The organism is Granulicella paludicola, assembly GCF_025685545.1.
Classification (GTDB): Bacteria; Acidobacteriota; Terriglobia; order Terriglobales; family Acidobacteriaceae; genus Granulicella; species Granulicella paludicola.
In genome coordinates, this window is record NZ_JAGSYC010000022.1 from 268,886 (window position 1) to 281,451 (window position 12,566).

The following is a 12,566-nucleotide window of genomic DNA, read 5'->3' on the forward strand; positions in this document are numbered from 1 at the left end:
ATGCCCTGTAGATGATTGTATGCGCTTTGCGCGGGTCTGCTGAGTTAGACGGTTACAGCATGAAACCGGGTCGTTACGGGTCGAGCAACTGACTAGTCCCGCGTCTTGAAGCGGTCGAGCAAAAAGTAAAGCGGAATCCCAACGGCGGTATTCGCAACCGCCCGCAGCAGCTCGTGTACCGGTTGCAGCCGAAAAGTCGGGTCAGCCAGCAGCCAGCGCGAGATGAGAAAGATCAGCGCGCTGTGCAGCAGGCTGAATAGGAAGGTAATCAGGCCGCGATTAACGGGGTTTTCCATATCCACCGCGAAACCGACGCTCGCTGCGAGATAGCCGATGATCGCTTTGGCGATGCCGAAGACTCCAAACGGGTGGTTCGTTAGGCCGTCCTGAAAGAGTCCGATGGCCGTGCCGGTGAGCGTGCCGGAGATCTGGCTGCGCCGAGCAACAGCGAAGAATATTGTCGCGATCAACGGCAGATCGAGGATGCCGAGGCGCGGGAAGGTCTTAGGCAATAGGGACTGCAGGATCAGGCAGACCAGCGGCGCCAGAATGGTCACCGAAGGGTGAAAGCCATACTGGTCCATCTCGCGCCGGGATGTGTAACTGAGTTCTGCCATCGGACTAGTCTTCCTGGGGTGGTTCTGAGGTCGTCGGAGTGCTCTCGGTGGGGGTCTGCTTCGGCGTGGACCGAGGCGCCCGTGGCGGCGGCGTATAACTGGAGGCCGGCGCGGCCGCGCCCGGTGTCAGCGACTCCGCCGGTGGGCTGTCATTGGGGCTGTAACGGTCCGGATGCAGCGCTGGCTTCGGATGCGGAATACCGGTGCTGGGCGCGCCCGGGGTTCCGCCTGCCGGCGTGTCGGGAGCACTCGGATTGTTCGGGTCGATAGGTTCATCGGGGTGAATACTTGGCAGCTTTTCAGCAACAAGGTCCGCGGCACGCTTCATCTCGTCGGCGCGCTGCTGCGCGGCAGCGGCATCCTGTTGCGCGCTCGGCGTTAGATTACTCTGCGTGCCCGTAATGACAAGCACCTCCTCCAGCTCGGTTAGGTTCGCCGCGGGCTTGATGGAGATGGCCGTATAAGGCTGGTGCTGCGGATCGGGCGCAATCGATTCGATTCTGCCGACGGGAATGCCGCGAGGAAATACCAGGTCGCCGCCGGAAGTCAGTACCTGCTCGCCGGGCTTGATGCGGGAGTCGGCCGTGAGGTTATTGATCTGCACCTCGCCCGCCGCAGCGCCTCGCAGAATGCCGCGGATGCGCGTGGAGGCCAGGATGACGCCCGCCCCAGAGCTTGGGTCCGAGATAAGCAATACCTGCGCGGTATGCGGATACACGTCGCGCAGCTTGCCCACAATGCCGTCCGGAGTAATAACCGCCTGCTCTGGCTTCAGCCCGTCAGCCGAGCCCTTATCGATGAGGATAAGCCGCGAGCGGTCCGAACCACTGGTTCCAATTACCTGTGCAGCTACGGTGGAGCTGACATACTGCTGCTTGAAGTCCAGCAGCTTCTGCAAGCGGCGTCCCTGCACGGCGTCCTCGGAGAAAGACGCCTCCTCTTCGCGAATGCGGGCCAGATCTAGTTTCAGCTGCGCGTCCTGCTGGCGCACGTGGCGCAGGTCCATATAGTTGGACCACACGCCCCGCACCTTGAGGCTGGAACCGTGAAGAATGCGCTCGATCGGCGTCACCGTGGCAGAGATCCAGCGCCGCGAGAGCGTAGACTCCCGTCCATCCGGCATATCCGTCCCCAATCCCTGAGCAGGCCGCTGCACCTGCATCGCAAGCGCCACGACCTGCGCAACGATCACGGCGATGAGCACCAGCGGGTTCTTGTATCGGGTAAAAAATGAGTCCATGGGGAGACAGCAGCGCGCGAGAGACCGATCCGTTCTATATCTATTATTCCACTCTGATTGAAGCGTTGCGAGGGGGGCTGTGGGAAGTGTCGAGGCGTATGCCTTCTGCACAGCCTCACTGCTACCATCGAAGCCGTGCCGATGGACCTGAAGACTCCGGTGAAGTACATCAAGCGCGTAGGCGAGCGAGTCGCCGCGGGCCTGGCGGAGCGCGGAATTGTCACAATCGAAGATCTGCTCTACCACCTACCCTTTCGCTACGAAGACAGACTTCACCCCAAACCCCTAAGCACCTATCGCCCAGGAGATATAGCAGGCCTGATCGGTGAAGTTCGCGGCAGTGCCTTCCTGAAGACACGCGGAGCGCCCATCTTCGAGATGACGGTCGGCATCAAGCCGCCTCCGCAGGGTTCCAAGGAAGAGTTGGATGGTCTCTTGAGACCACCGCCGTTAGCCGTGCTGGAGACGATCAAGTGCCTGTGGTTTCACGGCGGGTACCTGAAGGACAAGTTCAAAGCCGGTCAGATGATCGCGCTCTACGGCAAGCTCGAAAGCTCGCGCACCGGAAGTGCGCTCGGCATGATGCCCGGTGCAGGCGCGGCGGGTGTGAAGTTCAAGATGGTGCAGCCGACCTTCGAGATTCTCCCCGACGCGATGGCTACCGGCGAGGACGCCGAGTTCACCATGTTGGAGATGGGCCGCATCGTCCCGGTGTACGAATCGCTCGGCGGCAAAACGCCATGGGGTGCGAAGCTGACCTCGCGCTGGCTGCGTCGTGTCATGTGGACGGTCTTCAAGGAGTTGCTCGAAAACGGAGCCGAGGCCGACGAGACGCTGCCCACGCTGCTGCGCGAGCGACTCGGTCTGCCCGGGCGCATGGAGTCATTGCAAGGTCTTCACTTCCCGGCCGCCGGCACAGTGATGACCGAGCTGATGAGCGCTCGGACCCCCGCGCATCGTCGCCTGATCTTCGAAGAGTTCTGGTATCTGGAGCTTGGCCTGGAGCTCAAGCGACGCAGACTGCGCGAACGCGAAGGCACCGTTTTCGTAACCGATGCCAAGGTGCGCGAAGCTCTGAAACAAGTGTTGCCGTTCAAACCCACCAGCGCGCAAAAGCGCGTTCTCGGTGAGATCGCCGGAGACATGCGGAAGCCACAGCCGATGCGCCGCCTGCTGCAGGGCGATGTAGGCTCAGGCAAGACCATCGTGGCATTTCAGGCCGCCTTAGTGGCAATCGAAAACGGTTATCAGGTAGCCATGATGGCCCCGACGGAGATCCTCGCCACGCAGCATTATCTAGGCGCGAAGAAACTCCTCGGCGGCGTCGTGTCGCCGAAGACAGGCAAACCCTACCGCGTCGCACTGCTGACCGGGTCGCTCGATGACCGCAGCAAGCGCGAGGTGCGCGGGCGTATCTTTCGCGGCGAGGTGGATCTTGCGATTGGCACGCATGCGCTGGTCGAAGAGAAGGTCGACTTCGACAACCTCGGCCTCGTCATCGTGGACGAGCAGCACCGCTTCGGCGTGCAGCAGCGCTTCCAGCTGATGCGCAAGCCCGGTGCCAGCGGTGTCGCCACCGAGCCCGATGTGCTGGTGATGACCGCTACGCCGATTCCGCGCACGCTGGCACTCACCATGTACGGCGACCTTGAGGCGAGCGTGATCGATGAGCTCCCCCCAGGCCGTTCCCCGATTGTGACCCGCCGCCTGCAGCAGGACCGCAGCGATGAGGTGTGGGGCTTCGTCCGCAAGCAAGTCGAGGCAGGGCGACAAGCATACGTGGTCTACCCCGTCATCGAAGGCGAGAAGGACGATCAACCAGAGCTGGACTTCGCTTCCGCAACAGATGAAGAATCGCTAAGTCTTCAAGCAGAAACTTCTGTCGCGCTGAAGACAAAGAAGGGCTCGACAGAGAAAGCCCCTCGCAAAAAGCCACAACGACAGAAGCTGCGCTCCGCCACCGAGATGTTTGAAGAGTTGAGCGCCGGTGCATTGAAGGGACTGAGGCTTGGCCTGCTCCACGGCCGCATGAGCGCCGACGACAAGGAAGTCACCATGGCACGCTTCAAGCGCGGCGAGATTGACGTCCTCGTGTCTACGACAGTCATCGAGGTCGGCGTCGATGTGCCAAACTCCACCGTCATGGTCATCGAGCACGCCGACCGCTTCGGCCTCGCCCAGATGCACCAGCTGCGCGGGCGAGTCGGTCGCGGTGCAGCGAAGAGCTATTGCGTTCTGGTGACGAGTGCCGCGATCTCGCCTGAAGCCGACGAACGCCTGAACGCCATGGTGCGTACGCAGAACGGCTTTGAGCTCGCCGAGTTCGATCTGCAACTGCGCGGCCCAGGCGAGTTCTTTGGGACGCGGCAGGCAGGCCTGCCCGAGTTCCGCGTAGCCAACCTTGCCCGCGATCGCGACCTGCTGGAGCTAGCCAAGATCGAAGCCGCCCGCTTCGTCGAAGCCCCCGACCCTGCGATGCCACGGCCAGAGATCGAAGCCGTATGGGCTCGACTCAAACAGCAGTGGCAACGCAGGTATGGGCTAGTCGAAGCGTAAGAACTAACCAGCGACCGCCATCTCGTGCGGCATCATCTCCGCCGTCGGCATCTGCTTCTTCGGCCCACGCTTGCGAGCGACAAGGATGCGAATGCGGTCTAGGATCTCGGCGGGAGTGCAGGCCCCTTTGGGCAGGAAGGCGTCGGCTGCGGCCGCACGGTCATAGCCCGTCACCGTGTTCGAAAGGATCAGCGCGGGCAGCCCAGGCAGGAGCTGCTTGGCGCGGCGGACCAGTTCGTTGCCATCCATTTGCGGCAGCTGCAGATCAGACATCAGCAGGTCGATGGAGCCAGGCAGAGCGCCCTGGAGGTATTCGATGGCCTCGGCCGCAGAGGCGCAACCGACAACGCGATAACCGCGGGTCTCAAGGAGGAACTTGCGGACAGATAGGACTTGTTCGTTCGCTTCGACGCAGAGGATCAACTTACGAGGGCGCATGTTTCTTGTTCTCCGTGCCGGTATCTCCGGCTTCAATCGTTAAAGGCTTTTCCAAAAGTGCCGGGCTGCGGGTTAGCAGGGCGGCGAAGGCATTGTGTTATCTGTGCAAGCTGCATTTCGGGCCGAGCAAAGGCGTTGCCATGCCTGGGAGAGCACGCGCTGCCAAAACTCGGGTGAAGCTGTGTTCGCGGGGCGAAGAGTCTATCGGGACGCAGGGGGAGTGCTGCCGGTGGGGACTGTGGAAGGCGGTGGAAAGAGTGCAAAACTCTCCCCTCCGCTTCCCAGAAGTCTCTGGAAGCAGTGCCGCTGCGTTCTTGGAATGGCTTTGAGACAAAAGGTCTCTCAACCACTCCCTTCGGAGCGCGGTTAGAGAGAAAAACTGACCATTCGGAGAGGCCTTCGATCGCGCGGCGTGTTACTCACTGTCCCTGCGCGTTGGTCCCGAAAAGCTGGCTTTTCTCAGTAAATTGTGGTTGAAACGAAATCCAATCCTGGTCGTGACGGCCCCGAGGTCAAGTTGCGACGGGCATAACCGTGACGAGCGATTTGCTGAGAGTACAGACGTGAACACACCGTGACAACGGCGAAATTTAGGCGAATAACCGAAGGTTTTGAGGTAGCGCGTCCACCGCATCAACGATACCCCTTGCAGATGTTGACGATTGTGGTTCTCACGCTGTGTAAAAGTGCCTTGGTTATGGCAGGAAAAACCGTCCCATTGCAACGGGAATGGTGCGGCCCGAAATGAACACGTTTTGAACTTTGCCGTCGAGCCGGGAGGCGCGCGCAGAGATCAAACTCGGCCGCTTCATCTCAATGCCCTGTTCGATGTGCACTTCCGCATCCGGCACAGCGAGCCCATGCTGCACAAGCCAGGAAATACAGCATCCAGCCGCCGATCCCGTGGCTGGATCTTCGCCGTTATAGAACTGCATGCGCGCATGCCACTGCGGTTTGTCACGCGATGTGTTGCCCGTTGGGGCAATGCAGTAGAAGAACTTTGCGCCGATGCTGGCCAGGAACGGATCGGCGCTTCGGCGATCGATCTGGATGCGGCTGGCCACCTCGAGTGACCGCAAAGGCACAATGCAGAACGGCAGTCCCGTAGATACGCACTGGGGTGCATATGTTGCTGAAAGATCCTCCGCCCTCAAGCCGAGCAAGGGTGCAACGACTGCAGGATCACAGACCGTGCCAAATACGGGATCGTTCTGCCGCATCGTGCCGACGACACCCGGCACACCGTCCGTCGGCAGCGCAAAGCGCACCGGGATCGGCCCTACATTCAGCCGCAGCGTGATCGTCTCCGCGCCACGTAGCGTGGGATGATGCAAGTGCAGCCAAGTCGCAGTTCCTAGCGTCGGATGACCGGCAAAGGGAAACTCTTCCTCAGTTGTAAAGATGCGAACGCGGACGCCGTGCTCCGCCTCGTACGCGGGGTCCTCCGGAAAGACGAAGGTCGTTTCAGCAAGGTTAGTTTCGCGAGCCAGCGCCTGCATCTCTTCGGTAGAAAGCGAGCGTGCATCGTGAAAGACAGCGAGCGGGTTACCGGCAAGCGGCTGCTCTGCGAAGACATCAAGGATGGAATACTCAAGCGTGCGGGACATACTCTGATGGTACTTGCGGGCGAGGGTGGGGAGTTGACAGGTTCGAGCAGTCCCCGTACCTTGGTTTTACCGCAATGGGGCAAACTGCTCCATGCTGATGTCTCACATTGGCGGCGGTTCTAAAGTTTAGGAAGACACGTATGAAGCTGATCCTCTCCAACTCGACTCTCTGCTGCCGCTGCTGTTGCTGCGCGGGTGAGCGTGTGGGCGAGTCGAGACGATAAGCAAAGCGTCAAGAAACGAACATCACGACCCACCCAAGGCCAGCGCCGGGTGGGTTTCTTGCTGTTAGGCGGTACGCCAGGCAAGAGACCACGGCAAGGGCCCCCGGGCGATCTTCAACAGTTGCACGAACTCACGGGGAGCGAGCTCCCTCAAGAAGGACGGAAGGAAATCATGTCACTCCGCATCAACGACGTTGCACCCGACTTCACCGCAGAGACGACGCAGGGCCCCATCCACTTCCACGAATGGATCGGCGACAGCTACGCAGTCCTCTTCTCGCACCCTAAGGACTTCACTCCGGTCTGCACGACCGAACTCGGCGCGGTCGGCTCGCTCGAAGCTCAGTTCGCAGCCCGCGGCGTCAAGCCCATCGGCCTCAGCGTCGACGGCGTCGAGAACCACGCAAAGTGGGCCAAGGACATCGAAGAAGTGACCGGCGCAAAGGTGAACTTCCCCGTCATCGGCGACACCGACCTGAACGTCGCGAAGCTCTATGACATGCTGCCCGCCAGTGCTGGCGACACCTCCGAAGGCCGTACGCCCGCAGATAACGCCACCGTGCGCGTGGTGTACATCGTCGGCCCCGACAAGAAGATCAAGCTGCAGATGGCGTACCCGATGACCACGGGCCGCAACTTCGATGAAATCATCCGCGTCATCGACTCCATCCAACTGACCGCGAAGCATAAGGTCGCAACGCCTGCGAACTGGAAGCAGGGCGAGGACGTCATCATCACGGGTGGCGTCTCGAACGAAGATGCGGACAAGATCTTCCCGGGTTACAAGACCGTGAAGCCCTACCTGCGGACAACAACGCAGCCGAAGTAAGGCAATAGAGATTGGCAGCGTAGAGTTACATGCGCGGCCTCAATGAGCACCGGTGGCGAAGTGGCTAACGCGCTGGTCTGCAAAACCAGTATTCATGGGTTCAAATCCCGTCCGGTGCTCCAAAAGTTCAGCCACCATCCACACTGGCACGCAAGCGGGCCCATCTTTCGGTGGGCCCGCTGTATTTCTGCGACCAGGCTCCGGGACTCATTGCAACACGCTTCAACGGGTCTATCCTAAGTAGGGTGGAAGATCTCAACCACGACCAGACATGGAGAAGGATTCAATTGAAAGAGCTCGTAACTCGACCTGCAAACCTACCGAAGAACCCGCACTTTTCATCAGGACCCTGCGCAAAGCGTCCCGGCTGGTCGCTGGCTTCACTGAGTGATGCCCTCGTCGGACGCTCGCATCGCTCAAAGCCTGGCAAGGCGAAGCTTCAAGAGGTAATTGATCTTTCTCGTGAGATTTTGGGCATTCCCGAGGACTATCGCATCGGCATCGTCCCCGCTTCGGATACAGGAGCAATCGAGATGGCCATGTGGTCGATGCTCGGCGCGCGCGGAGTCGACGTCCTCGCCTGGGAGAGCTTCGGTAAAGAGTGGGTCACCGACATCACAAAGCAGCTCAAGCTCGCGGATGTGAATGTGTACGAAGCTCCCTACGGCGAGCTTCCAAATCTTGCCGGCGTTGATTCAAACCGAGATATTGTCTTCACCTGGAACGGCACCACCTCCGGCGTCCGCGTGCCGAACGCAGAGTGGATCTCCGCATCGCGAGAGGGTCTGACCTTCTGCGACGCGACCTCTGCAGCCTTCGCCATGGACCTGCCGTGGCAGAAGCTCGATGTCACGACCTGGTCGTGGCAGAAGGTCTTAGGCGGCGAGGGAGCACACGGCATGATCGTTCTCAGCCCGCGCGCCGCAGAGCGGCTGACCTCCTACAATCCCGGCCGGTCTCTGCCGAAGATCTTCCGCCTCTCCAAGGGCACCGAATTGATTGAAGGCATCTTCAGCGGAGAGACGATCAACACCCCGTCCATGCTGGCGGTGGAAGATGCTCTCGATGGCCTGCGTTGGGCTAAGTCCATCGGCGGCCTCACTCACCTGGTCAAGCGTTCGGAGGACAACCTCAAGTCTGTCTCCGATTGGCAGCAGAAAAGCTCCTGGGCCGCCTTCCTCGCAGCAGAACCCGCAACACGGTCCTGCACCTCGATCTGTCTCACGATCAACGACGCTGACTTCGCGACATGGGACGCCAAGAAGCAGGCTGCCTTTCTCAAATCCCTCACAGGCCTGATCGAAAAGGAAGGCGCTGGATTCGACATCGCCTCCTACCGTGATGCCCCACAGGGCCTCCGAATCTGGGGCGGCGCTACAGTAGAAACGGCTGACATCCAATTACTGCTGGAGTGGCTCGACTACGCCTTCATCACGACGAAAGCTGCGCTGTCGGCTTCTTAATCGAAACTCTCGGCCCGCCTGCGGGTCATGGCACAGAGCGAACCTGTTCGCCGTGCCATGACCCGCGGCCAAGCGAGGCTGAGAAGGAGAAACCATGATCGATGTTGTGATTCACGTTGAACTGCGCGGCATGGCCGACGAAAGCGTCTACGCCGAGCTGCACCAGGGGATGCTCGCTCGCAAGTGGCGCGCCACCTTGACCACGGACGACAAACAGGATCTCCCCCTTCCCGACCTGACCTACAGCGGGCAGACCGAAGAGACAGTCGACTCCGTCTCTCAGACTCTGCACGACTGGATTGTCGCCAGCATCTGGAATGAGGGCGCCACCGTTCTCGTAACCGAGCTCACCGCCTGGTCCATCTCCGGCGATTACTGAGTTCTCAAAACCCGTTTCCGCGTTGGTAGCAAAGAGTTTGCGAGGCATCGCTAACTAGTTCCTTAGTTGCTCGTCTAGGAAGTAGCCAGTATGCCGCCGCGCCCTTCCAAAACGCTGACCGAAGCCGAGCTCAGACTCATGCGTCTCCTCTGGAGCATGGGCGAGTGCTCCGTGCAGGACCTCGTCTCTGCCCTACCCGCAGACTCCAAGCTGGCCTACACCTCGATCCTGACGACCATCCGTATCCTCGAAAACAAAGGCTACGTCGTCCACCGGCAGGCAGGCCGTGCCTTCCTCTATTCCTCCCGCATCGCCGAACACCAGGCCCAGCAGACCGAGGTGCGCCACGTGATGAATCGGTTCTTCGGCGACAGCCGCGAGAGGCTGATGCTCGCGATCCTCGGCGATGGCGAAGTCAAAGAGGAAGAACTCGAGCGACTCAAGCAGCTCATTGCAACGGCTGAAAACTCGGCTAACAACCCCCCTCAAAACCCTGTAGCGAGGCCCGCACCGGCAGAGCAGAACGAAGGCAGGCAATGACGCCCACACTCGCCGGCATCGCGGACACCCTTGCCAAAGTCTGGATCGCAGGCCTCTGGCAGGGAGTTCTGTTTATCCTCCTCGGAGCCGTCCTGCTGCAACTGCTTCCCCGGGCCGCAGCGGCCTTCCGCCACGGCGTCCTGATCGCGCTCTTCGCCCTGTCAGTGGCCCTGCCATGGCTCTCGTTTCATCCTGCTGCATCGACGGGCCATGCGCTCCGCCTCGCTCCGTGGATGGCTGTCGGTATCGCCGCCTGCTGGGGCATCGGCTTCAGCTTTCGCGCAGTTACGCTCGTCATCGCGTGGCAGCATCTCCGCTCCGTCCGCCACAACGCCGTACCATTTCCGATCGAGACAATGCAGTTTCACCACCTGCCCCTCGATGGTCGCCGTCTTCCGCGGATTTGCACCTCGTCTGCCGTAGACTCACCCCTGATCGTCGGCTTCTTTCGACCCGTCCTTCTGCTGCCGGAATGGCTCGCGCCCACTCTCGGCGCAGAAGAGCTCCGCCAGATCGTCCTGCACGAGTTCGAACATCTGCGCCGCGGCGACGACTGGTGTAACCTTCTCCTCCACGTCGCTCTCACGCTCTTCCCGCTCAACCCCGCGCTGCTGTGGTTCAACCGCCGTATCGGTGTGCAGCGTGAGCTCGCCTGCGATGCCGCCGTGGTCGCGGCGACCACACGCCCCATCGATTACGCAGCCTCCCTCGCGCGCATCGCCGAGCAGCGCCTCCGTCGCAACACGCTTCGCCTCGCCCTCGCGGCCTGGGGACGCCAGTCCGAGCTCACCACCCGCGTTCATGCCCTACTCGAGCAGCCACGAAGCTGGTCACCAAGACAGCGGTCTCTTACAAGCGGAGGTGTCGCGGCTACGCTCTTTGCCTCCGTCTTCGGACTCGCACACGTGCCTCAACTCGTCCGCATTGAATCACCCACCGTAGCTATGGCTTCCGAGAGTGCCGACAGCCAGCTACTTCCCACCACCTCGTCCAGCCACAACGAAGGCGCATTCGTCCGGTTCGTGCCTGCCTCTTACCATGCGAAACCGGCTGCGCATTCCCAGCGCCCCGTCGCTCATAAGACAGTCGCGAGAGATACACGCCGCGTCCAGCAGCCCACCTACGAGTATGCAGTCGCAGCCGTGGAGGAATCACCCGTTCCCCAGCGCACGCATGCCGTCGCTGCCGACCATGCCACCGTCGAGGCAGTCAGCTTTCAGGAAGACTCAGCCCAATCCGACGCCCCGATCCGCGCCATCCACGCGGGCTTCTCCCCTACCTACGTCGCTGTCCCTGTCCCCAATGGCTGGATCCTGATTCGTCTCTAACTCACCGCCTTCGGATACGGTGCGTTCTACCAGACGGCGACTGTAAGGATGCGTGGCGATCCGGACATCCCGTTCACCACATCCGTACTCAACACCGCCTCGAAATCCCGATTGCGGAACCCCGGGCCGACACGTCGCCGAAGCTCTTCGAGTTGCTGTGGATCAGCCAGAAACTCACCTGCAGCCGCTGTCCCGCTCATCCCGATACCCGCGACAATCACCTCAAGCTCCCCGGTAGATGAGTCATGGATGCGCGCCACAATCGCATAGTCGCGAGTTACCGTCAGCAACGGTTTCTTCAGATCGAGTGACCAGTCTTTCGCTGCAGGGTTCGTTGCATCGGCAATCCAATAGGATTCGTCATCGCTCCCCGCAAAACGAAAGCGCAGTGGATTGATCGCGTGCATGGTCCATTGGTTATCCATGCCCCCCACCAGCACCGCAGGCCCTTGCCTCAAGTCATCCAGCGAGGTGGCCACGCTCATGCGCAGATGATTTTCGCTTCCCTTGCCCGCAAGCAGATCGGAGACGCGCATCGCCGCCGCCATATCCGAGAAGACAACGTTCTCTCCCAGCGACTCATGCTCCAGAAAGTTCGGGTCCGGCGAAATATGCCCGCCCGCTTTCATCGGCGACAACTGATTGACCAACTGGCCACCCACAACCTCCGACTTGGCCGTAATCGCGGCCTCGCCCCCGGCTCGTGGAACGCAGAACGTAATGGCACGATGTCCCGCGAGCAAAGGTGCCCAGAACTCTTCCGTCGCGCTAGGATGCATCCACCGCCAACCGAAAAATCCGGCAACGACGGCAACCCCTACAGCCGCGCCCAGCCAGAGCAAGCCTGCACCTCGTGCAGACCTGCTGGACCGAATCACGGAAGCGGCCTGCACCTCCGGCAGTGAAGGAGCCGTCGGAAGATCGGGCAGAGGTACGACGTGCGATCGCAGGCTATCCTGCCGCGGCCGGAACTCAGGCTCATAACTCCCCGGCAGCAGCTCGATCCGCATCTCGCTCTCGTGCGCTTCCTCGTGGTAGTACTGCGCAATCCGCTTCCGAATCTCAGCGACGGTGACGCGAACGATAGGGTCGGTGGCAGTGTCGTAGTCCGCCGGCCGGTCGAAGACGCGAATGCCCAGCAGCCGCTCCTTCAGGAACTCGCCACGACCCTCCAGCGCCTCCTCAACAATGAAACGGAAGAGTGCGGGGTACCGCTTGCTGTTACGGAAGTGCGTGGTCTGGAGCAGGCGATGCAGTTGCTGACGCACCGCCGCCTTCTCCTCTTCCGTAGTCGGGTTCCAAGCAATCCTGTCGTAGGTTTCAGTACTCATCGTGTTCTCAAATT

Annotated in this window: 11 protein-coding genes and 1 tRNA gene; 7 read left to right on the forward strand and 5 right to left on the reverse strand. The window is 60.9% G+C overall.

Features of this window, described 5'->3' with window-relative positions:
• Window positions 1-92 precede the first annotated feature (92 nt).
• Both mreD and mreC read right to left on the reverse strand, forming a co-directional pair.
• Window positions 93-617, reverse strand: coding sequence for a rod shape-determining protein MreD (gene mreD / locus OHL14_RS07105; RefSeq protein ID WP_263378638.1), 525 nt, complete (start codon window positions 615-617; stop codon window positions 93-95).
• A gap of 4 nt (window positions 618-621) precedes the next feature.
• Complete coding sequence (gene mreC / locus OHL14_RS07110) at window positions 622-1,857, reverse strand: rod shape-determining protein MreC (protein ID WP_263378639.1); 1,236 nt, start codon at window positions 1,855-1,857, stop codon at window positions 622-624.
• 141 nt (window positions 1,858-1,998) lie between these two features.
• On the opposite strand from mreC, the gene recG reads away from it, so the two are divergent.
• A complete protein-coding gene (gene recG / locus OHL14_RS07115; protein WP_263378690.1) occupies window positions 1,999-4,413 on the forward strand; it encodes an ATP-dependent DNA helicase RecG in 2,415 nt (804 codons plus the stop codon).
• 3 nt (window positions 4,414-4,416) lie between these two features.
• On the opposite strand, the gene OHL14_RS07120 is transcribed toward recG, so the two are convergent.
• Window positions 4,417-4,851: a response regulator gene (locus OHL14_RS07120; protein WP_263378640.1), complete on the reverse strand. Its 435-nt coding sequence runs from the start codon at window positions 4,849-4,851 to the stop codon at window positions 4,417-4,419.
• 695 nt (window positions 4,852-5,546) lie between these two features.
• Entirely contained in the window at window positions 5,547-6,458 is a 912-nt protein-coding gene (locus tag OHL14_RS07125) for a PhzF family phenazine biosynthesis protein (RefSeq protein WP_263378641.1), read from the reverse strand.
• Between the two features lie 396 nt (window positions 6,459-6,854).
• Between OHL14_RS07125 and OHL14_RS07130 the strand changes: the two genes are divergently transcribed.
• From OHL14_RS07130 to OHL14_RS07155, 6 genes are all read left to right on the forward strand, one after another.
• A complete protein-coding gene (locus OHL14_RS07130) occupies window positions 6,855-7,511 on the forward strand; it encodes a peroxiredoxin (protein WP_263378642.1) in 657 nt (218 codons plus the stop codon).
• A gap of 46 nt (window positions 7,512-7,557) precedes the next feature.
• Window positions 7,558-7,633, forward strand: a tRNA-Cys gene (locus OHL14_RS07135).
• A 165-nt stretch (window positions 7,634-7,798) separates the two neighbouring features.
• Complete coding sequence (locus OHL14_RS07140) at window positions 7,799-8,974, forward strand: phosphoserine transaminase (RefSeq protein WP_263378643.1); 1,176 nt, start codon at window positions 7,799-7,801, stop codon at window positions 8,972-8,974.
• 94 nt (window positions 8,975-9,068) lie between these two features.
• Complete coding sequence (locus OHL14_RS07145; RefSeq protein WP_263378644.1) at window positions 9,069-9,353, forward strand: hypothetical protein; 285 nt, start codon at window positions 9,069-9,071, stop codon at window positions 9,351-9,353.
• Window positions 9,354-9,443: 90 nt separating this feature from the next.
• A complete protein-coding gene (locus OHL14_RS07150) occupies window positions 9,444-9,893 on the forward strand; it encodes a BlaI/MecI/CopY family transcriptional regulator (protein WP_263378645.1) in 450 nt (149 codons plus the stop codon).
• On the forward strand, window positions 9,890-11,221 hold the full coding sequence (locus tag OHL14_RS07155; protein WP_263378646.1) for a M56 family metallopeptidase: 1,332 nt from the start codon (window positions 9,890-9,892) through the stop codon (window positions 11,219-11,221). The genes OHL14_RS07150 and OHL14_RS07155 overlap by 4 nt, the downstream gene beginning before the upstream one ends.
• 26 nt (window positions 11,222-11,247) lie before the next feature.
• Here the strand turns inward: OHL14_RS07155 and OHL14_RS07160 are convergent, their stop codons facing one another.
• A complete protein-coding gene (locus OHL14_RS07160) occupies window positions 11,248-12,552 on the reverse strand; it encodes a hypothetical protein (RefSeq protein WP_263378647.1) in 1,305 nt (434 codons plus the stop codon).
• Window positions 12,553-12,566 lie beyond the last annotated feature (14 nt).

Excerpts from the sequence above, each read along its gene's own strand:
- mreD (WP_263378638.1), bottom strand. The coding sequence starts at position 617 with ATGGCAGAACTCAGTTACACATCCCGGCGCGAGATGGACCAGTATGGC.
- OHL14_RS07155 (WP_263378646.1), top strand. The coding sequence starts at position 9,890 with ATGACGCCCACACTCGCCGGCATCGCGGACACCCTTGCCAAAGTCTGG.
- OHL14_RS07150 (WP_263378645.1), top strand. The coding sequence starts at position 9,444 with ATGCCGCCGCGCCCTTCCAAAACGCTGACCGAAGCCGAGCTCAGACTC.
- OHL14_RS07145 (WP_263378644.1), top strand. The coding sequence starts at position 9,069 with ATGATCGATGTTGTGATTCACGTTGAACTGCGCGGCATGGCCGACGAA.
- mreC (WP_263378639.1), bottom strand. The coding sequence starts at position 1,857 with ATGGACTCATTTTTTACCCGATACAAGAACCCGCTGGTGCTCATCGCC.
- OHL14_RS07125 (WP_263378641.1), bottom strand. The coding sequence starts at position 6,458 with ATGTCCCGCACGCTTGAGTATTCCATCCTTGATGTCTTCGCAGAGCAG.
- recG (WP_263378690.1), top strand. The coding sequence starts at position 1,999 with ATGGACCTGAAGACTCCGGTGAAGTACATCAAGCGCGTAGGCGAGCGA.
- OHL14_RS07120 (WP_263378640.1), bottom strand. The coding sequence starts at position 4,851 with ATGCGCCCTCGTAAGTTGATCCTCTGCGTCGAAGCGAACGAACAAGTC.
- OHL14_RS07130 (WP_263378642.1), top strand. The coding sequence starts at position 6,855 with ATGTCACTCCGCATCAACGACGTTGCACCCGACTTCACCGCAGAGACG.
- OHL14_RS07160 (WP_263378647.1), bottom strand. The coding sequence starts at position 12,552 with ATGAGTACTGAAACCTACGACAGGATTGCTTGGAACCCGACTACGGAA.